Consider the following 19965-nt stretch of genomic DNA (forward strand, 5'->3'; position numbering starts at 1 on the left):
CGAACAGAGATCACCGTCCACGGACGGCACCCATCGATTGGGGAACCCCGACGGTGTTCAGCCAGGTCCGCGAGAGCGGCGGCGGTTCGGCCGCAAAGAAGGGGAGGGGACAGGCGTGCGCGTGCTGGGGGTGGACCCTGGGTTGACGCGGTGCGGTGTCGGGGTGGTCGAGGGGGTGCCCGGGCGCACGCTCACCATGCTCGGCGTCGGCGTCGTCCGGACGCCCGTGGACGCCGACCTCGGCCACCGCCTCGTCGCCGTCGAACAGGGCATCGAGCAGTGGCTGGACGAGCACCGCCCCGAGTTCGTCGCCGTCGAGCGTGTCTTCAGCCAGCACAATGTGCGGACGGTGATGGGCACAGCCCAGGCCAGCGCCGTCGCCATGCTGTGCGCGGCCCGCCGCGGCATCCCCGTCGCCCTGCACACCCCGAGCGAGGTCAAGGCGGCCGTCACCGGGACCGGACGTGCCGACAAGGCACAGGTCGGCGCGATGGTCACGCGGCTGCTCCGGCTGGACGCGCCGCCCAAGCCCGCCGACGCCGCCGACGCCCTCGCCCTCGCCATCTGCCACATCTGGCGCGCCCCCGCGCAGAACCGGCTCCAGCAGGCCGTCGCCCTGCACGCATCGAAGCACGTAACGAAAGGCCGTACCGCATGATCGCCTTCGTCAGCGGCCCGGTCGCCGCCCTCGCCCCGGACTCCGCGGTGGTGGAGGTGGGCGGCATCGGCATCGCCGTCCAGTGCACGCCGAACACGCTCTCCGGGCTCCGGCTCGGCCAGCAGACGAAGCTCGCGACCTCCCTGGTGGTCCGGGAGGACTCGCTGACCCTGTACGGCTTCGCGGACGACGACGAGCGCCAGATCTTCGAACTGCTGCAGACCGCGAGCGGTGTCGGCCCGCGCCTGGCGCAGTCCATGCTGGCGGTGCACTCCCCGGACGCGCTGCGCCGCGCCGTGGCGACCGGTGACGAGAAGGCGCTCACCGCCGTCCCGGGCATCGGCAAGAAGGGCGCCCAGAAGCTGCTCCTGGAGCTGAAGGACCGCCTGGGCGAGCCGGTCGGCGCCCCCGCGGCCGCCGCACCCGCCGCTTCCGGCTGGCGCGACCAGCTGCACGCCGCCCTGGTCGGCCTCGGGTACGCGACCCGGGAGGCCGAGGAGGCGGTCGCCGCGGTCGCCCCGCAGGCCGAGGCCGCCGGGGGCACGCCCCAAGTGGGGGCCCTCCTCAAGGCGGCCCTGCAGACCCTGAACCGAGCCCGCTGAGCCAGGGAGTACGTGAGTGAACCGGGACGACACGACCGACACCCCCGCCCCCGAGCGGCTGGTGGGCTCAGTCGCCGACCGTGAGGACCAGGCCGTCGAGGCCGCCCTGCGCCCCAAGGACCTGGAGGAGTTCATCGGCCAGGAGAAGGTCCGGGAGCAGCTCGACCTGGTGTTGCGCGCGGCACGCGCGCGCGGCGCCACCGCCGACCACGTACTCCTGTCCGGCGCCCCGGGCCTCGGCAAGACGACCCTGTCGATGATCATCGCGGCCGAGATGGGCGCCCCCATCCGCATCACCAGCGGCCCCGCCATCCAGCACGCCGGCGACCTGGCCGCGATCCTCTCCTCCCTGCAGGAGGGCGAGGTCCTCTTCCTCGACGAGATCCACCGCATGTCGAGGCCCGCGGAGGAGATGCTGTACATGGCGATGGAGGACTTCCGCGTCGACGTGATCGTCGGCAAGGGCCCCGGCGCCACCGCCATCCCGCTGGAACTGCCACCGTTCACGCTGGTCGGCGCCACCACGCGCGCGGGCCTGCTGCCGCCCCCGCTGCGCGACCGCTTCGGCTTCACCGCGCACATGGAGTTCTACGAGCCCGCCGAGCTGGAGCGCGTCATCCACCGCTCGGCGGGCCTGCTCGACGTGGAGATCGACCCCCAGGGCGCCGCGGAGATCGCCGGACGCTCCCGTGGCACCCCCCGTATCGCCAACCGGCTGCTGCGCCGCGTTCGGGACTACGCCCAGGTCAAGGCCGACGGAGTGATCACCCGTGAGATCGCGGCGGCGGCCCTCGCCGTCTACGAGGTCGACGCGCGCGGCCTCGACCGCCTCGACCGGGCCGTCCTCGAGGCCCTGCTGAAGCTGTTCGGCGGCGGCCCCGTCGGCCTGTCCACGCTCGCCGTCGCCGTGGGGGAGGAGCGCGAAACCGTGGAGGAGGTCGCCGAACCGTTCCTGGTCAGGGAGGGCCTGCTCGCCCGCACCCCGCGCGGACGGGTGGCGACACCGGCCGCATGGGCGCACCTCGGGCTGACCGCACCACGCGGAGCGACCGGGGGAAACGGACAACAGGACCTGTTCGGGGCGTGACGGCGCGGGACTCGCACCAGCAGGAACCCGGGTGCCATGCTGAGCGTTGTTCCTTGCGTGCGGACTCGCTTAGACTCCGCCGATGCCGCCCTCGCGGGCGGCGCCCATCACACCCCCATCCACCAGGCCGCCGATCGAGCGGTCGTGCGAAGGAAATTCCGTCCCGTGAATATCGTGACCCTCCTCCCGTTCATCGTGCTCATCGGGGCCATGTTCCTGATGACCCGCTCGGCCAAGCGCAAGCAGCAGCAGGCCGCGCAAATGCGCAACGACATGCAGCCCGGCAGCGGCGTCCGCACGATCGGGGGCATGTACGCGACGGTCAAGGAGGTCAACGACGACACGGTCCTCCTTGACGCAGGCCCGGGCGTGGAGCTGCTCTTCGCGAAGAACGCGATCGGCGCCGTCCTGACCGACGACGAGTACAACCGCATCGTCCACGGCATCGAGCACGACCTGAAGGCCGACGGCGCCGTCGTGCCGGACGACGCGTCCTCCCTCACCGAGACCGACGAGCCCGCCGCCTCTTCGGGCCCTTCCGACGACAAGGTCGACCTCGGCAAGAAGGACGCGGACGCCGCGACCGACGCGAAGGCCGACGAAGCAGAGCCGAAGAAGACCGACGGCGAGGCCGACGCGAAGTGACCGCACACCGGGCAAGGGCGCGCCATCGGCGCGTCCCGGCCCGGGCTGTGCGGTTTTCGCGTGGAATCCCGACACAATGGCATGGCCGCCCGTGCGCTGACCCCGCGCGCGGCGGCTCGAGAGGGAGTACGAGAAGGTGGCAGCACCGAAGAAGGGCCGGAGCGCGAGCGCCCAGAGCAAGCCAGGGCGCTCACTGGCCCTCATCCTGATCGCCATCGCGGCGCTCACCGGGGGAATGTTCGCCTCCGGGCACACCACTCCGCGTCTCGGCATCGACCTCGCCGGCGGCACCAGCATCACGCTGACGGCGGTCAACGAGCCCGGTCAGCCCAACGCGATCAACAAGACCAACATGGACACCGCGGTCGAGATCATGAACCGACGGGTCAACGGTCTGGGCGTGTCCGAGGCGGAGGTCCAGACCCAGGGCGACCGCAACATCATCGTCAACATCCCCCGGGGCACGAACTCCAAGGAGGCCCGGGAACAGGTCGGTACCACCGCCAAGCTGTACTTCCGTCCGGTCCTCCAGCGCGATGCCTCCGGCACCGGCGCCTCGGCGAGCCCGAGCCCGAGCCCCAGCTCCAGCGCGGGCGGCAGCGCCTCGCCCAGCCCGTCGAGCTCGGCGAGCAAGAGCAAGGCGACGTCCGGCTCCGCGAGCCCGTCGTCCTCCGCCACCTCGCAGGGCCGCCCCGTCACCGACGCGCTGAAGGCGACCTCCACGCCGTCCGCCAAGAGCTCCGCGTCCGCCGCCGCCTCCACCAAGCCCTCCGCGAGCGCCCTGCCGTCCTCCAGCGCCGGCTCCGCCTCCGGTGACACGGCGAAGCTCCAGGCCCAGTACGCAGCCCTCGACTGCACCAAGCCCGAGCAGCGCGCCACGGCCGGCAAGGGCGCCAAGAAGGAAGATCCCACCGTCGCCTGCGGCAAGGACGGCAACGTGTGGAACAAGTTCCTGCTCGGCCCGGTCGCGGTCGACGGCACGGAGATCAAGAAGGCCCAGGCCGTCTACGACACGCAGGGCGCCGCCGGCTGGCAGGTCCAGATGACCTTCAACAACAGCGGTGCGAAGAAGTTCGCCGACATCACCGGTCAGCTCTCGCAGAAGACGACCCCGCAGAACGAGTTCGCGATCGTCCTGGACGACGAGGTCGTCTCCCACCCGTACGTCCAGACCGCCATCACCGGCGGCAACGCGGAGATCTCCGGCAGCTTCACCCAGGAGGACGCCCAGAGCCTCTCCAACATGCTGTCGTACGGCGCGCTGCCCCTCTCCTTCAAGGAGTCGAGCGTCACCACGGTGACCGCCGCGCTCGGCGGTGAGCAGCTGCACGCCGGTCTGATCGCGGGCGCCATCGGCCTGGCCCTGGTCGTGATCTACCTGGTCGTCTACTACCGAGGTCTCGCGGCCATCGCCGTCGCGTCCCTGGTGGTGTCCGCGGTCCTCACCTACGTGATCATGGCGTTGCTCGGTCCGACCATCGGCTTCGCGCTGAACCTGCCCGCCGTGTGCGGTGCCATCGTCGCGATCGGCATCACCGCGGACTCGTTCATCGTGTACTTCGAACGCGTCCGGGACGAGATCCGCGAAGGCCGCTCCCTGCGCCCCGCCGTCGAACGCGGCTGGCCGCGCGCCCGGCGCACCATCCTGGTCTCCGACTTCGTGTCCTTCCTCGCCGCCGCGGTGCTCTTCATCGTGACCGTCGGCAAGGTCCAGGGCTTCGCGTTCACACTCGGCCTGACGACCCTCCTCGACGTCGTGGTGGTGTTCCTGTTCACCAAGCCGCTGCTGACGATCCTGGCCCGCCGCCAGTTCTTCGCGAGCGGCCACAGCTGGTCCGGCCTCGACCCCAAGCGCCTGGGCGCCAAGCCGCCCCTGCGGCGCACCCGTCGTCCCTCCGCCCCCGTCGACCCGAAGGAGGCGTGAGAGATGTCGAAGCTCGGCAACCTCGGCGCCCGGCTCCACCGAGGCGAGGTCGGTTACGACTTCGTCGGCAAGCGCAAGATCTGGTACGGCGTCTCGATCCTGATCACCATCACGGCCATCGTCGGCCTGGTGGTGCGCGGCCTGAACATGGGCATCGAGTTCCAGGGCGGGGCCGTCTTCACCACGCCGAAGACGAGCGTCTCGGTGGCCCAGGCAGAGACCTACGGCCAGGAGGCCTCCGGCCACACCGCCGTCGTGCAGAAGCTCGGCACGGGCGGCCTGCGCATCCAGATCGCCGGAATCGACACCGGCAAGTCCGACCAGATCAAGGATGAGCTCGCCAAGGACCTGAACGTCCCCTCGGAGCAGATCAACGCCGACCTGGTCGGCCCCAGCTGGGGCGAGCAGATCGCCAACAAGGCCTGGGAGGGCCTGGCGATCTTCATGGTGCTGGTCGTGATCTACCTGGCGATCGCCTTCGAGTGGCGCATGGCCGTCGCGGCCCTCGTCGCGCTGATCCACGACATCACGATCACCACCGGTATCTACGCCCTCGTCGGTTTCGAGGTCACGCCCGGCACCGTGATCGGTCTGCTGACGATCCTCGGTTACTCGCTCTACGACACGGTCGTCGTCTTCGACAGCCTCAAGGAGCAGACGAAGGACATCACCAAGCAGACCCGCTGGACGTTCAGCGACGTCGCCAACCGGTCGATCAACAGCACCCTGGTCCGCTCCATCAACACCACCGTGGTCGCGCTGCTGCCGGTGGCGGGCCTGCTGTTCATCGGCGGCGGCTTCCTCGGCGCCGGCATGCTCAACGACATCTCGCTGTCGCTGTTCGTCGGCCTCGCGGCCGGTGCGTACTCCTCGATCTTCATCGCCACTCCGCTCGTCGCCGACCTCAAGGAGCGCGAGCCGCAGATGAAGGCCCTCAAGCGGCGCGTCCTCGCCAAGCGCGCGCAGGTCGCCGAGGCGGGGCCCGTCGGAGAGACGGCCGAGGACGGCTCCGACGCCGAAGAGCCGCAGGACGCCGCACCGGCGGTCGTCGGCCAGCGCAGCCAGCCCGCGTCCCGTAACCGCGGTCGCGGCCGACCCTCCGGAAAGCGCCGATGACCGAGACGACCGACATACAGGCACTGCTGCTCAGCCGCATCCGGGACGTGCCGGACCACCCGGAGCCGGGGGTGATGTTCAAGGACATCACCCCGCTGCTCGCGGACCCGGCGGCCTTCACCGCGCTCACCGACGCGCTGGCGGAGCTGACCGTGCGGCACGGCGCGACGAAGATCGTCGGCCTGGAGGCGCGCGGATTCATCCTGGGCGCCCCGGTCGCCGTCCGGGCGGGCGTCGGCTTCGTCCCCGTACGCAAGGCGGGCAAGCTGCCCGGAGCGACCCTGCGGCAGGCGTACGACCTGGAGTACGGCTCCGCGGAGATCGAGGTGCACGCAGAGGACCTGTCGGCGTCCGACCGCGTGATGGTCGTCGACGACGTCCTCGCCACCGGCGGCACCGCGGAGGCCTCGCTGCGGCTCATCCGCCGGGCGGGCGCCGAGGTCGCGGGCGTCTCGGTCCTCATGGAACTGGGCTTCCTCGGCGGCCGCGCCCGACTGGAACCGGCCCTGGGCGGTGCCCCGCTGGAGGCACTGCTCCAGGTCTGAGTTCCGCGCCGTACACCCCTGCTCAAGGCCCCGTCGGGCCGCAGGACACCGGGAGGCGGGCTCCGGAGGAATCCGGGGCCCGCCTCACGCGTTTCTCCCATTGCAGGCCGTCCTGCGGCCTGGGGGCGAGCCCGGAGCCCGGGATCGCTACCATGGGTGCTCCGGAGCCTGACCGGGGGACCCGGATCGCGCACGAGGAGCCCTCTTGCCAGACGAGGCCCAGCCACTGACCGCCGCAAAGCCCGACCCCGCGTCGAAGGCCGCGGCCACCCCCGCGCGCAGCGCGAAGAACGCCCCGCACGGGTCGGTGGAGCACGCACAGTCGGCGCCCGCGGACCAGGCGGCCGAGCAGCCGCGCCCCAAGCCGGCTCCTCCCGAGCGCACTCCGGCCGTCCGCGCGACGCCGTCCCCGCCCGCCCGCACCGGCTCCTCCAACCGCGTGCGCGCCCGCCTGGCCCGGCTCGGCGTGCAGCGCGCCAACCCGTACAACCCGGTCCTGGAGCCGCTGCTGCGGATAGTGCGCAGCAACGACCCGAAGATCGAGAACTCGACGCTGCGCCAGATCGAGCGCGCCTACCAGGTCGCCGAGCGCTGGCACCGCGGCCAGAAGCGCAAGAGCGGCGACCCGTACATCACGCACCCCCTCGCCGTCACCACCATCCTCGCCGAGCTCGGCATGGACCCGGCCACCTTGATGGCGGGTCTGCTGCACGACACGGTGGAGGACACCGAGTACGGCCTGGACCAGCTGCGCCGTGACTTCGGCGACACCGTCGCCCTCCTCGTCGACGGCGTCACCAAGCTGGACAAGGTCAAGTTCGGCGAGGCCGCGCAGGCCGAGACCGTGCGCAAGATGGTCGTCGCCATGGCCAAGGACCCGCGCGTCCTGGTCATCAAGCTCGCCGACCGGCTGCACAACATGCGCACCATGCGCTACCTCAAGCGCGAGAAGCAGGAGAAGAAGGCGCGCGAGACCCTGGAGATCTACGCGCCGCTCGCCCACCGGCTGGGCATGAACACCATCAAGTGGGAGCTGGAGGACCTCGCGTTCGCGATCCTCTACCCCAAGATGTACGACGAGATCGTGCGCCTGGTCGCCGAGCGTGCCCCCAAGCGCGACGAATACCTCGCGATCGTCACCGACGAGGTCCAGGCCGACCTGCGCGCGGCCCGTATCAAGGCGACCGTCACCGGCCGCCCCAAGCACTACTACAGCGTCTACCAGAAGATGATCGTCCGCGGCCGTGACTTCGCGGAGATCTACGACCTGGTGGGCATCCGCGTCCTCGTCGACACGGTCCGCGACTGCTACGCGGCACTGGGCACGGTCCACGCCCGCTGGAACCCGGTTCCGGGGCGGTTCAAGGACTACATCGCGATGCCCAAGTTCAACATGTACCAGTCGCTGCACACGACGGTCATCGGGCCCAACGGCAAACCGGTCGAACTGCAGATCCGCACGTTCGACATGCACCGCCGCGCCGAGTACGGCATCGCCGCGCACTGGAAGTACAAGCAGGAGGCCGTCGCCGGCGCCTCCAAGGTGCGTACGGACACGCCGCGTTCGAGCGCCAAGGACAAGGACGCCATCAACGACATGGCGTGGCTGCGGCAGTTGCTGGACTGGCAGAAGGAGACCGAGGACCCCAGCGAGTTCCTGGAGTCCCTGCGCTTCGACCTGTCCCGCAACGAGGTCTTCGTCTTCACCCCGAAGGGCGATGTGATAGCGCTGCCGGCCGGCGCCACCCCGGTCGACTTCGCCTACGCCGTCCACACGGAGGTCGGCCACCGGACGATAGGAGCCCGGGTCAACGGACGGCTCGTGCCGCTGGAATCCACGCTGGACAACGGCGACTTGGTGGAGGTCTTCACCTCCAAGGCGCCCGGCGCGGGCCCCTCCCGCGACTGGCTCGGCTTCGTGAAGTCGCCGCGTGCCCGCAACAAGATCCGGGCGTGGTTCTCCAAGGAGCGGCGTGACGAGGCGATCGAGCAGGGCAAGGAGTCGATCGCGCGGGCGATGCGCAAGCAGAACCTGCCGATCCAGCGCATCCTCACCGGCGACTCGCTGGTCACCCTCGCTCACGAGATGCGCTACCCGGACATCTCGTCCCTGTACGCGGCGATCGGCGAGGGCCATGTCGCGGCCCAGAACGTCGTGCAGAAGCTGGTGCAGGCGCTCGGCGGCGAGGAGGCGGCCACCGAGGAGATCGACGAGGCCGTTCCGCCGTCGCGGGGCCGTGGCCGCAAGCGGCGCGCCAGCAGCGATCCGGGTGTGGTCGTCAAGGGCGTCGAGGACGTCTGGGTCAAACTGGCCCGCTGTTGTACGCCCGTTCCCGGCGACCCGATCATCGGCTTCGTCACACGTGGTAATGGCGTATCGGTTCACCGCAGCGACTGCGTCAACGTGGAGTCACTGTCGCGCGAGCCGGAGCGCATCCTCGACGTGGAGTGGGCGCCCACCCAGTCCTCCGTCTTCCTGGTCGCCATCCAGGTGGAGGCGCTGGACCGCTCGCGGCTGCTCTCGGACGTCACCCGGGTCCTGTCCGACCAGCACGTGAACATCCTCTCCGCGGCCGTCCAGACGTCCCGCGACCGCGTCGCCACCTCCCGCTTCACCTTCGAGATGGGCGACCCGAAGCACCTGGGCCACGTCCTGAAGGCGGTACGGGGCGTGGAGGGCGTCTACGACGTCTACCGCGTCACCTCGGCGCGCCGGCCGTAACCGGACGCCACAGCACACGAAGGGGCTCCCGTACCGAGGTGCGGGAGCCCCTTTTCAGTCGGCCGTCAGCCGCCGAACTCCTGGAGCCCCTTCAGGGCCTGGTCCAGGAGCGCCTGGCGGCCCTCCAGCTCCTTCTCCAGCTTCTCGGCCTTCGCGGTGTTGCCCGCCGACCGGGCCTGCTCGATCTGCGTCCGCAGCTTGTCCACGGCCGCCTGCAACTGACCGGTCAGGCCCTCCGCACGCGCCCGCGCCTCCGGGTTCGTACGCCGCCACTCGGCCTCCTCGGCCTCCTGGATGGCCCGGTCGACGGCGTGCATCCGGCCCTCGACCCGCGCCCGGGCGTCCCGCGGCACATGCCCGATGGCCTCCCAGCGCTCGTTGATCGAGCGGAAGGCGGCCCGGGCGGCCTTCAGGTCGGTGATCGGCAGCAGCTTCTCCGCCTCCTCGGCCAGCTCCTCCTTCAGCTTGAGGTTCTCGGCCTGCTCGGCGTCCCGCTCCGCGAAGACCGAGCTGCGCGCGGCGAAGAACACGTCCTGCGCACCGCGGAACCGGTTCCACAGGTCGTCCTCGTGCTCCCGCTGCGCGCGGCCGGCGGCCTTCCACTCGGCCATCAGCTCGCGGTAGCGCGCTGCCGTCGGCCCCCAGTCCGTCGAACCCGACAGCGCCTCGGCCTCGGCGACCAGCCTCTCCTTGGTCTTGCGGGCCTCCTCGCGCTGTGCGTCCAGCTGCGCGAAGTGCGCCTTGCGACGCTTGGAGAACGCCGACCGCGCGTGCGAGAAGCGGTGCCACAGCTCGTCGTCCGACTTCCGGTCGAGCCGCGGCAGCCCCTTCCAGGTGTCCACCAGCGACCGCAGCCGCTCACCGGCCGCCCGCCACTGGTCGGACTGCGCCAGCTGCTCCGCCTCCGCGACCAGCGCCTCCTTGGCGTGGCGGGCCTCGTCGGACTGCCGGGCCCGCTGTGCCTTGCGCTCCTCACGGCGCGCCTCGACGATCTCCACGAGCTTGTCCAGGCGGGCGCGCAGCGCGTCCAGGTCGCCGACCGCGTGATGGGCGTCCACCTGCTCGCGCAGGTGGTCGATGGCGGCCATGGCGTCCTTCGCCGACAGGTCGGTGGTCTGCACTCGCTTCTCGAGGAGGCCGATCTCGACCACCAGGCCCTCGTACTTGCGCTCGAAGTAGGCCAGCGCCTCCTCGGGGGAGCCGGCCTGCCAGGAACCGACGACCTTCTCGCCATCGGCCGTCCGCACGTACACGGTCCCCGTCTCGTCGACGCGGCCCCACGGGTCGCTGCTCACAGCGCCTCCTCCACATGATGCCTGCGAGGAGCCTCAGCGCCCCCGGGCATCGTCCACAGTTTCGTCACGGCCAACATAGGCGACCGGCGGGGCGGCTGTCCGCATCCCGCGCGACCGAAATTCAGCTGTTGACGTTCAGGATTTCGTCACCGTCGCCTTGTTGATCACGACGGTCGCGTTCGGCGCCCCGTCGCCCTGGCCGGTGCTCTCGCCGGCGGCGGCGATTTTCTTCAGCACCTTCATGCCGGCGGCGTCGATGGTGCCGAACGGGGTGTAGCTGGGCGGCAACTGACTGTCCTGGTAGACGAGGAAGAACTGGCTGCCGCCGGTGTGCTTCTGCCCGGTGTTCGCCATGGCGACGGTGCCCGCCGGATACACGTTCCCCTTCAGGCTCTTGTCCTTCAGGTTCTCGTCCGGGAGCGTGTAACCGGGGCCGCCCATGCCGGTGCCCTTGGGGTCGCCGCACTGCAGCACGTAGATGCCGTTGGTGGTGAGCCGGTGGCACTTGGTGTGGTCGAAGAAGCCCTGCGCGGCGAGGAAGTTGAACGAGTTCACCGTGTGCGGGGCCGCGGCCGTCTTCATCGCGACGCCGATGTCACCGCACGTGGTCGCCAGCTTCATCGTGTACTCCGCCGACGTGTCGATGGTCATCGCCGGCTCCTTCTTCCAGCTCAGCGACTTGACCTTGCCCGGGGCGGGCTTCGCACAGGGGTCCGGCGCCTTGCTGGTCGGGGCGGCGCTCGGGGACACCTCGGCGCCCGCGTTGGCCTTCTTGCCGTCGTTCTTGAAGACCCCGGCCGTGTACGACACCACGCTGCCCACAAGCAACACGCCGAGGACCGACGCGATCACGGAATTGCGCATCCGTGCCTTGCGCCGCGCCTCCGTACGCCGCTGCTGCTGCCGCAAGAACTTCTCCCGGGCGAGCTGTCGCCGCCGCTGTTCCTGGCTGACCACGGGGTTTTCTCCTCATGCGTCTCGTCCGCCGACCGGTACGCGTGCGTCTGGTGTGCCGACCGCATGCGTGTGCCCCGTACCGTATATGGGTTCGCTGAGGAATCGGCAGCGCCGGTAGGCTCTGACCCACAGCCAGTGACGCCCGTACGACACAACGAAGGACGATCGTGCTGATTGCCGGGTTCCCCGCCGGGGCCTGGGGGACCAACTGTTACCTGGTCGCCCCCGCCGCGGGTGAGGAGTGCGTGATCATCGACCCCGGCCACCAGGCCGCCCGGGGAGTCGAGGACGCGCTCGAGAAGCATCGGCTCAAGCCCGTCGCGGTCGTCCTCACCCACGGCCACATCGATCACGTGGCCTCGGTCGTCCCGGTGTGCGGCGCGCACGACGTGCCGGCGTGGATCCACCCCGACGACCGGTACATGATGAGCGACCCGGAGAAGGCCCTCGGGCGTTCCATCGGTATGCCTCTGATGGGCGAGCTGACCGTGGGGGAGCCGGACGACGTCAAGGAGCTGACCGACGGCACGACCCTGCGGCTGGCCGGTCTGGAGCTGTCCGTCGCGCACGCGCCCGGCCATACCAAGGGGTCGGTGACCTTCGGCCTGCCCGAGGCGGCGGACATCCCGCCGATCCTCTTCTCGGGCGACCTGCTGTTCGCCGGCTCCATCGGACGCACCGACCTGCCCGGCGGTGACATGGCCGAGATGCTCGACTCGCTGGCCCGCGTGTGCCTGCCGCTCGACGACTCGACCGTGGTGCTGTCCGGCCACGGCCCCCAGACGACCATCGGCCGCGAACGTGCCACCAACCCCTATCTGCGGCAGGTGGCCGCCGGCCAGGGAGCCCAGGAGGCTCCCCGACGAGGAATGTGACGAGAGACCTTCCGTGAGCACCTTCAAGGCCCCCAAGGGCACGTACGACCTGATCCCGCCGGACTCGGCCAAGTACCTGGCCGTCCGCGAGGCGATCGCGGCGCCGCTGCGCAACTCCGGCTACGGCTACATCGAGACGCCGGGCTTCGAGAACGTGGAACTGTTCGCGCGCGGCGTGGGCGAGTCCACGGACATCGTGACGAAGGAGATGTACGCCTTCGAGACGAAGGGCGGCGACAAGCTGGCCCTGCGCCCCGAGGGCACGGCGTCCGTGCTGCGCGCCGCCCTCGAGGCCAACCTGCACAAGGCGGGCAACCTGCCGGTCAAGCTCTGGTACTCGGGCTCGTACTACCGCTACGAGCGCCCGCAGAAGGGCCGCTACCGCCACTTCTCGCAGGTCGGCGCGGAGGCGATCGGCGCCGAGGACCCGGCCCTCGACGCCGAACTGATCATCCTGGCGGACCAGGCGTACCGCTCCCTGGGCCTGCGGAACTTCCGCATCCTGCTCAACTCGCTGGGCGACAAGGAGTGCCGCCCGGTGTACCGCTCCGCGCTCCAGGACTTCCTGCGCGGCCTGGACCTGGACGAGGACACGCGGCACCGCATCGACATCAACCCGCTGCGCGTGCTGGACGACAAGCGGGAGTCGGTCCAGAAGCAGCTGGACGGCGCGCCGCTGCTGCGTGACTACCTCTGCGACGCCTGCAAGGCGTACCACGAGGAGGTACGCGAGCTGATCACCGCGGCGGGCGTCGCCTTCGAGGACGACCCCAAGCTGGTGCGCGGCCTGGACTATTACACGCGGACGACGTTCGAGTTCGTCCACGACGGCCTGGGCTCGCAGTCCGCGGTGGGCGGCGGCGGCCGCTACGACGGCCTTTCCGAGATGATCGGCGGCCCCGCGCTGCCGTCGGTGGGCTGGGCGCTGGGCGTCGACCGTACGGTACTGGCGCTGGAGGCCGAGGGGATCGAGCTGCAACTCCCGGCCAGCACCAGCGTGTTCGCGGTCCCGCTGGGCGAGGAGGCCCGCCGCGTGCTGTTCGCCAAGGTCACGGAGCTGCGCAAGCTCGGTGTCGCGGCGGACTTCGCGTACGGCGGCAAGGGGCTGAAGGGCGCGATGAAGAACGCCAACCGCAGTGGTGCCCGCTTCACGATCGTCGCCGGTGAGCGTGATCTCGCGGAGGGCGTGGTGCAGCTGAAGGACATGGAGTCCGGGGAGCAGGTGGCGGTCGGCGTCAACGAGATCGTGGCGGAACTGGAGTCCCGCCTGGGCTGACCCCGCCGGGGGCGGAGGCCGCGCGGGTCTCGCCCCGCCCCCCTACCCTTCCCGTCCCTGGGGGCTACCGCCCCCAGCCCCCTTTCGGCCTTGCGGCCTCGTCCTCGAACGCCGGACGGGCTGATCATGGCGACCGGCGCAGGGAACGCGGTCCGTGCCGGGGCCGGGGCGGAGCCCCTGTGGCGTCGACGGGGCGGAGCCCCGGAGGACGGGACGGGTGGGGGCGCCGGGGGCGGAACCCCTCAGTCGAGCAAGCCGTACCGCATCGCACTCGTGACCGCCGCCGTCCGATCATCCACCCCCAGCTTCCCGAACACCCGCAGCAGGTGCGTCTTCACGGTCGACTCACCGATGAACAATCGCCGTCCGATCTCCGCATTCGTGCACCCCTCCGCCACCAGCCGCAACACCGCCGTCTCCCGTTCCGACAGCCGCGGCCGTTCCGGCCGGGCCCGAAGCCGGTCCACCAGGCGGGCCGCGACCGACGGCGCCAGAACCGTCTCGCCGCGCGCCGCCGCACGGACCGCCTCCGCCAGCTCACCCCGCGGCAGGTCCTTCAGCAGGTAACCCGCCGCTCCCGCCTCCACCGCCCGCAGGATGTCCCGGTCCGTCTCGTACGTCGTCAGCACGATCACCCGGCAGGGCAACCCGGCTCCGTCATCCGCTCGATCGAGTCCAGCCCCCTCACCCGGCATCCGCAGGTCCATCAGCACGATGTCCGGACGGAGTTCCGCCGCCAGCGCCTCCGCCTGCGGTCCGCTCGACGCGTCCGCGACGACCTCCAGATCGGGCTCGGCGCTGAGCATCGCGCGCAGCCCCTCCCGTACGACGGGATGGTCGTCGGCGAGGACGATCCGGATCATGAAGCACCCCCGAGAACAGGCAGAACGGGCAGGACAGGCAGCCGCACGGTCACGACGGTGCCCTCGCCAGGCGCGCTGCGGACCTCCGCCGTGCCACCCGCCTCGGCGGCCCGCGCACGCAGCCCGCTCAGACCGTAGCCCCCGGTGGGCGCTTCCGGGTCGAAACCGCAGCCGTCGTCCCGGACGGACACCGTCAGCGTCTCGTCGGAGTACGTCAGCGCTATCGCCACCGAGGCGGAACCGCCCGCATGCTTACGGGCGTTGGCCAGCGCCTCCTGGCACGACCGCAGCACCACCACCTCCGGCCCGGCCGGCAGCGCCCGCACCGGCCCCGCGACCTCCACCTCCGCGTCGTGCCGTGCCGCCAGCCGCCGCAACGCGTCCGGCAGCGAGGCCCCCTCCAGGTCGGCCGGCGCGCCCCCGGCCACCAGCGCCCGCGCCTCCGCCAGGTTCTGCCGGGCCGTCTCGGCCATCAGCGCCAGATGACGCCGGGCCTGCGGTACGTCGTGCTCCAGCTCGGCCTCCACCGCCTGCACCAGCATCAGCAGGCTGGTGAAGCCCTGCGCGAGCGTGTCGTGGATCTCCCGGGAGAGCCGCTCCCGCTCGGCGAGCGCCCCGTGCGCCGCCGAGAGCCGCGAGATCTCGTGCCGACTGGCCTCCAGCTCCGCGATCAGCTCGGCCCGCCCCCAGCTCTGCTCGATGATGCGGATGATCCAGCCACCGATGACCACCGAGAACACCAGGGTGACCGCGGTGAAGAGGGAACTGGAGAAGAGGTCCCTGCCACGGGGGTGCCACAGCAACGCCCAGCCCACCAGCGGCACCAGATTGATCACCGTCACCGCGGTCAGCGCCCAGCGCGTCCGCAGCGTCATGAAGCACTGCGGGATCAGCGCGAACGACACCAGCCGCATTCCGTCGGCCAGGATCGCCGACGGCAGGAACAGCGCCATCGCCCCGCCGAGGTACACAAGGGCCCGGCGCTCATCGGGCGGATCCTCCCGGAGCAGCCCGCGCCCCAGCACCACGTACCAGGGCACGAGTGCCACCAGCAGCCCGGCCGCCACGGCACGCGCGGGCCACCCCGGCCGGTCGGCGGCACCCACGAACGCCAGGGTGGCCACCCAGGCGACCGCGAAGTACGCGTCCCACAGCCCGATCGAACGGTCCCACGCGTGCGCGTCCAGCGCCTGGCGCGGTTCCGTCATCCGTCGCGCCGGCTCTTCCACCGGAAGGTCAGCAGACACAGCGCCAATCCTCCGACGCACCAGGCCCCGAGCACCAGGGCGATCCGCCCGAACTCCCAGCTCCCCGCCTCTTCCAGGACCCGCGCCGAATCGGGCAGGAACACCCCCCGCAACCCCTGGCACAGCCACTTCAGCGGGAACAGGGCACCGATGTTCAGCATCCAGCGCGGGATGGTGGCGACGGAGATGTACACACCGGAGACGAACTGCAGCACCAGGAACGGGAGAACGACCACCGAGCTGGCGCTCTTGCCCGACTTGGGCACCGAGCTGACAGCGATGCCGAGCAGCGCGCACGCCGTCAGCCCGAGCACGAAGATCCAGCCGAAGTCGAGCCACCTCCCGGCGTCCGACGGCAGGTCCACGCCGTACAGCGTGGTGCCGACCAGCAGCAGGATCGCCGTCTCCAGGACGCCGGTGAACAGCACCAGCCAGATCTTCCCCAGGAAGTAGGCAGCCGGCGGCATCGGCGTGCCGCGCAGTCTGCGCAGCACCTTCTCGTCGCGCTCGACCGCGATCGAGATCCCCAGGGACTGGAAGCTGGTCGACATGATCCCCGAGGCCATCATCGCGGGCACGTACAGCTGCGATGCGGTGACCCCCTTGACGCCCACGGCGTCGTGGAAGATCGACGCGAACAGGAACAGGAAGACGACCGGGAACGCGAAGGTGAACACCACCTGGTCGCGCTGCCGGAAGAACTGCCTGATCTCCAGCACACCCCGGTGCAGGCCGAGCGTCCAGGCCCCGGGCAGCCGTTCGGCAACGGCCTGGGCCCGGGGCCGCAGGGCCGTCGTGGTCATCGCGCGTCCTCCTGTCCGGTCAGGCGCAGATACACGTCCTCCAGGGTGGGACGGCCGACCCGCAGACCCGGGATCTCTCCGTCGAAGCGCCGGGCCAGCTCGGCGACCGTCCGGGTCGGTGTGCCGGTGTGCTCGTGGCGCCGGCTGCCGTCCGCCTCGGTCCACTCGACGACGGCCTCGCTGCCGAATCGGTCCCGCAGCGCGGTCGGGGTGCCCTCGGCGACCACCCGGCCCCGGGCGACGACCGCCAGCCGGTGCGCCAGGGCCTCCGCCTCCTCCAGGTAGTGCGTGGTGAGCAGGATCGTCGTGCCCTCGTCGGCGAGCAGACGGATCAGCTCCCAGAACTGGCGCCGGGCCGCCGGGTCGAAACCGGTCGTCGGCTCGTCCAGGAGCAGCAGCTCGGGGTCACCGATCACACCGAGGGCCACGTCGAGGCGACGGCGCTGGCCGCCGGAGAGCGCCTTGATCCGGCTGTTCGCCTTCGCCTCGAGGCCCACCAGGGCGATGACCTGCTCCGGGTCGCGCGGACGCGGGTAGTAGCGCGCGAAGTGCCGCACCGTCTCGCGGACCGTCAACTCCGCGGGCGCCGATTCGTCCTGCCAGACGATTCCCACTTTCGAGCGCCACGCGCGCGTGCCCCCCGCCGGGTCCACCCCGAGGACGGACACCTCACCCGAGTCCCGGTCGCGGTTGCCCTGGAGGATCTCCACGGTGGTGGTCTTGCCCGCGCCGTTGGGCCCGAGCAGGCCGAAAACCTCGCCGCGCCGGATTCCCAGATCGATTCCGTCGACCGCGGTCACGTCCCCGTACTGCTTGCGCAGCCCCCGTACGTCCACCGCGAGTCCGTTCGCCTGTGTGGTCATACGACGAGCCTCGGCCGGAACCGAACGCTCCGGGACGACCGCGCGTACTTCCTTATGTCCATCGAACGGTGGACACACGCGCGCGTGCGGCACAATGAGCCCAACCCGCAGGTCCACCTCTCGAGCATCGGAAGCGGCGTGATGAGCAAGACGACAGTCAAGGACGTCCCCACCGGATCCACCGAGCCGGCAAGCACGCACACGCCCGGCACAGTGGGCGGCAGCCGCGCGTTCGGCCTGCTGCTGGTGATCACCGGTGCGGCCGGTCTGCTCGCCGCGTGGGTCATCACGATCGACAAGTTCAAGATCCTCGAGGGCAAGGTGAGCGGCAAGACGTTCACCCCCAGCTGCAGCATCAACCCGATCGTGTCCTGCGGCAGCGTGATGGAGAGCAAGCAGGCCGCCGCCTTCGGCTTCCCCAACCCGATGCTCGGCCTCGTCTGCTACGGCATCGTCATCTGCGTCGGCATGAGCCTGCTCGCCCGTGCCCGCTTCCCCCGCTGGTACTGGCTGACCTTCAACTTCGGCACGCTGTTCGGCGTGGGCTTCGTCACCTGGCTGCAGTTCGAGTCGCTGTACCGGATCAACGCGCTGTGCCTGTGGTGCTCGCTGGCCTGGGTCGCCACGATCACCATGTTCTGGTACGTCACCTCGTTCAACGTCCGCAACGACTTCCTGCCCGCCCCGCGCCCGGTGAAGAACTTCCTCGGCGAGTTCACCTGGGTGCTGCCGGTCACGCACTGCGGTGTCATCGCCATGCTGATCCTGACCCGGTGGGGCAGCCAGCTCTGGGCGTGAGCCCGCTCCGGGAGCGTTGTCAGTGCGGTGACTTAGGGTTTTCCTCGTGGAGCCCGACCTGTTCACCGCCGCAGCAGAAGAACGCCAGGAGAAGGACCCGAGCGCCAGTCCCCTGGCCGTCCGCATGCGCCCGCGCACCCTCGACGAGGTGGTGGGCCAGCAGCACCTGCTCAAGCCCGGATCCCCGCTGCGCAGACTGGTCGGTGAGGGCAACGGCGGCCCCGCCGGCCCCTCCTCGGTGATCCTGTGGGGCCCGCCCGGGACCGGCAAGACGACACTGGCGTATGTCGTCTCCAAGGCCACCAACAAGCGGTTCGTGGAGCTGTCGGCGATCACCGCGGGCGTGAAGGAGGTCCGCGCGGTCATCGACGGCGCCCGTCGGGCGAGCGGAGGCTTCGGCAAGGAGACCGTCCTGTTCCTGGACGAGATCCACCGCTTCAGCAAGGCCCAGCAGGACTCCCTCCTCCCCGCCGTCGAGAACCGCTGGGTGACCCTGATCGCGGCGACCACCGAGAACCCGTACTTCTCGGTGATCTCCCCGTTGCTGTCCCGCTCGCTCCTGCTCACCCTCGAACCGCTCACGGACGACGACGTCCGCGGACTGATCCGCCGGGCCCTGACCGACGAGCGCGGCCTCAAGGACGCCGTCACGCTCCCCGAGGACGCAGAGGACCACCTGCTGCGGATCGCCGGCGGCGACGCCCGGCGCGCCCTGACCGCCCTGGAGGCCGCCGCCGGAGCCGCCCTGGACAAGGGTGAGACGGAGATCGGCCTCACGACGCTGGAGGAGACCGTCGACCGGGCCGCCGTCAAGTACGACCGCGACGGCGACCAGCACTACGACGTGGCCAGCGCCCTCATCAAGTCCATCCGCGGCTCCGACGTCGACGCGGCCCTGCACTACCTGGCCCGGATGATCGAGGCCGGGGAGGATCCCCGCTTCATCGCCCGCCGCCTGATGATCTCGGCCAGTGAGGACATCGGCCTCGCCGATCCGAACGCGCTGCCGATCGCCGTCGCCGCCGCCCAGGCCGTCGCCATGATCGGCTTCCCGGAGGCCGCGCTGACCCTCAGCCACGCCACCATCGCCCTCGCCCTGGCTCCGAAGTCCAACGCGGCGACCATGGCGATAGGCGCGGCCCTGGAGGACGTCCGCAAGGGGCTGGCCGGACCCGTGCCCCCGCATCTGCGCGACGGCCACTACAAGGGCGCGGCCAAGCTCGGCCACGCCCAGGGGTACGTCTACCCGCACGATCTGCCGGAGGGCATCGCCGCCCAGCAGTACGCCCCGGACGCCCTCAAGGACCGCGAGTACTACACGCCGACCCGCCACGGCGCCGAGGCGCGGTACGCGGACGCCGTGGAGTGGACGCGTAAGCACCTCGGTCGCAGGCAGTCCTAGGCGGCCTGTAGACTGACCCGAAGTGCTGAGTTCCGCGCAGTCAGAGCGGGACACCCAGCCGGAGATCCAGTCCTTGGGGACGGACTCCAGGAGCGTCGCGCACCGTCGAACGGTGTCGCGGGCAGCCCACCACCGCCCAAAGCCCTGGGAGAGGTAGGTGGGCCACTCGCGTGCTGCACGTATGTGCCCAGACCAGGGGAGCGGCTGCCCGGCAGGTCCCATGCGGACCCGGCGGGATTCCCCGGCTGCGGATGCGACCTCCCTCAACCCTGACAGGCCGGAAAACT

General features: G+C 70.7%; 18 protein-coding genes. 12 read left to right on the plus strand and 6 right to left on the minus strand.

The genetic code is table 11. From position 1 onward, the window contains the following. Positions 1-115: 115 nt before the first annotated feature. From ruvC to C3488_RS23975, 8 genes are all read left to right on the plus strand, one after another. Complete coding sequence (gene ruvC / locus C3488_RS23940) at positions 116-658, plus strand: crossover junction endodeoxyribonuclease RuvC (RefSeq protein ID WP_103842631.1); 543 nt, start codon at positions 116-118, stop codon at positions 656-658. After that, entirely contained in the window at positions 655-1260 is a 606-nt protein-coding gene (ruvA, locus tag C3488_RS23945; protein WP_103842633.1) for a Holliday junction branch migration protein RuvA, read from the plus strand. The genes ruvC and ruvA overlap by 4 nt, the downstream gene beginning before the upstream one ends. Positions 1261-1276: 16 nt before the next feature. Beyond that, a complete protein-coding gene (gene ruvB, locus C3488_RS23950) occupies positions 1277-2347 on the plus strand; it encodes a Holliday junction branch migration DNA helicase RuvB (RefSeq protein ID WP_103842635.1) in 1071 nt (356 codons plus the stop codon). Positions 2348-2512: 165 nt separating this feature from the next. After that, positions 2513-2992, plus strand: a complete 480-nt coding sequence (gene yajC, locus C3488_RS23955; RefSeq protein WP_103842637.1) for a preprotein translocase subunit YajC — start codon at positions 2513-2515, stop codon at positions 2990-2992. A gap of 136 nt (positions 2993-3128) precedes the next feature. After that, entirely contained in the window at positions 3129-4916 is a 1788-nt protein-coding gene (gene secD / locus C3488_RS23960; RefSeq protein ID WP_103842639.1) for a protein translocase subunit SecD, read from the plus strand. A gap of 3 nt (positions 4917-4919) precedes the next feature. Next, positions 4920-6032, plus strand: a complete 1113-nt coding sequence (gene secF, locus C3488_RS23965; RefSeq protein WP_103842641.1) for a protein translocase subunit SecF — start codon at positions 4920-4922, stop codon at positions 6030-6032. Further along, positions 6029-6577: an adenine phosphoribosyltransferase gene (locus C3488_RS23970; protein WP_103842643.1), complete on the plus strand. Its 549-nt coding sequence runs from the start codon at positions 6029-6031 to the stop codon at positions 6575-6577. The genes secF and C3488_RS23970 overlap by 4 nt, the downstream gene beginning before the upstream one ends. 205 nt (positions 6578-6782) lie before the next feature. Next, positions 6783-9299, plus strand: coding sequence for a bifunctional (p)ppGpp synthetase/guanosine-3',5'-bis(diphosphate) 3'-pyrophosphohydrolase (locus tag C3488_RS23975; protein WP_103842645.1), 2517 nt, complete (start codon positions 6783-6785; stop codon positions 9297-9299). 65 nt (positions 9300-9364) lie between these two features. Here the strand turns inward: C3488_RS23975 and C3488_RS23980 are convergent, their stop codons facing one another. Continuing rightward, positions 9365-10594, minus strand: coding sequence for a DUF349 domain-containing protein (locus tag C3488_RS23980; protein WP_103842647.1), 1230 nt, complete (start codon positions 10592-10594; stop codon positions 9365-9367). Positions 10595-10729: 135 nt separating this feature from the next. Beyond that, positions 10730-11551, minus strand: a complete 822-nt coding sequence (locus C3488_RS23985; protein WP_103842649.1) for a peptidylprolyl isomerase — start codon at positions 11549-11551, stop codon at positions 10730-10732. Positions 11552-11718: 167 nt separating this feature from the next. Here C3488_RS23985 and C3488_RS23990 point away from each other — a divergent pair, with 167 nt between their 5' ends. Further along, the gene (locus C3488_RS23990; protein ID WP_103842651.1) at positions 11719-12426 is read left to right on the plus strand and encodes an MBL fold metallo-hydrolase; all 708 of its coding nucleotides are present in this window, start codon (positions 11719-11721) and stop codon (positions 12424-12426) included. Positions 12427-12439: 13 nt separating this feature from the next. Then, on the plus strand, positions 12440-13702 hold the full coding sequence (gene hisS / locus C3488_RS23995; protein ID WP_103842653.1) for a histidine--tRNA ligase: 1263 nt from the start codon (positions 12440-12442) through the stop codon (positions 13700-13702). A gap of 242 nt (positions 13703-13944) precedes the next feature. On the opposite strand, the gene C3488_RS24000 is transcribed toward hisS, so the two are convergent. From C3488_RS24000 to C3488_RS24015, 4 genes are read right to left on the minus strand one after another with little or no spacing between them, the layout of a single operon-like run. Next, positions 13945-14565 carry a response regulator transcription factor gene (locus C3488_RS24000; RefSeq protein ID WP_103842655.1) on the minus strand — a complete coding sequence of 207 codons (621 nt, stop codon included), beginning with the start codon at positions 14563-14565 and terminating at the stop codon, positions 13945-13947. Then, the gene (locus C3488_RS24005) at positions 14562-15773 is read right to left on the minus strand and encodes a sensor histidine kinase (RefSeq protein ID WP_103842657.1); all 1212 of its coding nucleotides are present in this window, start codon (positions 15771-15773) and stop codon (positions 14562-14564) included. Before C3488_RS24005 ends, C3488_RS24000 begins: the two co-directional genes overlap by 4 nt. Continuing rightward, positions 15770-16615, minus strand: coding sequence for an ABC transporter permease (locus tag C3488_RS24010; protein ID WP_103842659.1), 846 nt, complete (start codon positions 16613-16615; stop codon positions 15770-15772). The genes C3488_RS24005 and C3488_RS24010 overlap by 4 nt, the downstream gene beginning before the upstream one ends. Continuing rightward, complete coding sequence (locus tag C3488_RS24015; protein ID WP_103842661.1) at positions 16612-17478, minus strand: ABC transporter ATP-binding protein; 867 nt, start codon at positions 17476-17478, stop codon at positions 16612-16614. The genes C3488_RS24010 and C3488_RS24015 overlap by 4 nt, the downstream gene beginning before the upstream one ends. A 141-nt stretch (positions 17479-17619) precedes the next feature. Between C3488_RS24015 and C3488_RS24020 the strand changes: the two genes are divergently transcribed. Further along, positions 17620-18276, plus strand: a complete 657-nt coding sequence (locus tag C3488_RS24020; RefSeq protein WP_103842685.1) for a vitamin K epoxide reductase family protein — start codon at positions 17620-17622, stop codon at positions 18274-18276. A gap of 46 nt (positions 18277-18322) precedes the next feature. Continuing rightward, entirely contained in the window at positions 18323-19678 is a 1356-nt protein-coding gene (locus C3488_RS24025) for a replication-associated recombination protein A (RefSeq protein WP_103842663.1), read from the plus strand. Positions 19679-19965: the final 287 nt, after the last annotated feature.

Origin of the sequence: Streptomyces sp. Ru72, from assembly GCF_002920635.1 — a bacterium.
Taxonomy (GTDB): domain Bacteria; phylum Actinomycetota; class Actinomycetes; order Streptomycetales; family Streptomycetaceae; genus Streptomyces.

Coding starts and splice junctions, on each gene's coding strand:
- ruvA (WP_103842633.1), top strand. CDS start 655: ATGATCGCCTTCGTCAGCGGCCCGGTCGCCGCCCTCGCCCCGGACTCC.
- secF (WP_103842641.1), top strand. CDS start 4,920: ATGTCGAAGCTCGGCAACCTCGGCGCCCGGCTCCACCGAGGCGAGGTC.
- C3488_RS23970 (WP_103842643.1), top strand. CDS start 6,029: ATGACCGAGACGACCGACATACAGGCACTGCTGCTCAGCCGCATCCGG.
- C3488_RS24000 (WP_103842655.1), bottom strand. CDS start 14,565: ATGATCCGGATCGTCCTCGCCGACGACCATCCCGTCGTACGGGAGGGG.
- C3488_RS24005 (WP_103842657.1), bottom strand. CDS start 15,773: ATGACGGAACCGCGCCAGGCGCTGGACGCGCACGCGTGGGACCGTTCG.
- C3488_RS24010 (WP_103842659.1), bottom strand. CDS start 16,615: ATGACCACGACGGCCCTGCGGCCCCGGGCCCAGGCCGTTGCCGAACGG.
- C3488_RS24015 (WP_103842661.1), bottom strand. CDS start 17,478: ATGACCACACAGGCGAACGGACTCGCGGTGGACGTACGGGGGCTGCGC.
- C3488_RS24020 (WP_103842685.1), top strand. CDS start 17,620: ATGAGCAAGACGACAGTCAAGGACGTCCCCACCGGATCCACCGAGCCG.